Annotated in this window: 2 protein-coding genes; both read right to left on the bottom strand. The window is 38.0% G+C overall.

All coding sequences use genetic code 11. The features are described from left to right. Nucleotides 1–111 precede the first annotated feature (111 nt). Nucleotides 112–474 (bottom strand): YtxH domain-containing protein, encoded by a 363-nt coding sequence (locus ACRCJ0_RS17490; RefSeq protein ID WP_016897757.1) that lies wholly within the window; start codon nt 472–474, stop codon nt 112–114. Nucleotide 475: 1 nt separating this feature from the next. Next, nucleotides 476–722, bottom strand: a 247-nt coding sequence (locus ACRCJ0_RS17485; RefSeq protein ID WP_431391426.1) for an HIT family protein, incomplete at its 5' end; no start/stop codon positions are given.

Genomic DNA, 722 nt, shown 5'->3' with positions numbered 1-722 from the left:
CGATTCACTCCTGTCAAATCTTCATAATACAAGTCTTAATATAGCATACCAAAAATGCTATACACAATGATTCAGAAGATTAATCAAGAAATCTTCATATTTAAAACATCATTAAAAATCAGTGTTTTTCTCGTTAGCACGGATATCCGCTGCTGATAAGTCATTTTGTAGTTTTGCCACTTGTTTTTGAATTTCTGAAATTTGTGGGACTGCTGATTGGTTGAAATCATTAATTGCTAGTGTGATTTCGTCGCGGGCAACTTTTGCAGAAGATAAGCCTTGTTGAGCTAAATCTGTAACTGCATTTTGTGCTTGAGCGATTGAGCCAGTTAGATCATTGGCTGCAAAAGTGACATCGTCTAAATAGTTTTTCAAACGTTCTCTATTTTCAGTACCTGAGTGTGGTGTTTTTAATAGGGCGTAGCCTGCACCAGCAATGGCGCCAAATAGAATACCAGTAATAAATTTTTTCATATTATCCCTCGATTTGTTGGTTGATTGTGTTGGTAATGTTCTTCAAGTCTTCATCAGAGTATGTGCCTTCTTGGGCTGGTTCCCATTTCAAACCAAAGCCGTCACTTTCCCCGTTGTATCTAGGGATTAAATGGACGTGTGAATGGAAAACAGATTGGTAGGCCATCTCGCCGTTGTTGTTTAAAATGTTTAAACCTTGCATATCTGAGAAGGCATCTTTTAATGCGTTGGCAACTAATGGGATGCGT

It is taken from the genome of Aerococcus sp. L_32 (assembly GCF_050689315.1).
The sequence above is the reverse complement of the archived record's forward strand: the minus strand, read 5'-3'. Positions and strand labels throughout refer to the sequence as shown.

Coding starts and splice junctions, on each gene's coding strand:
- ACRCJ0_RS17490 (WP_016897757.1), bottom strand. CDS start 474: ATGAAAAAATTTATTACTGGTATTCTATTTGGCGCCATTGCTGGTGCA.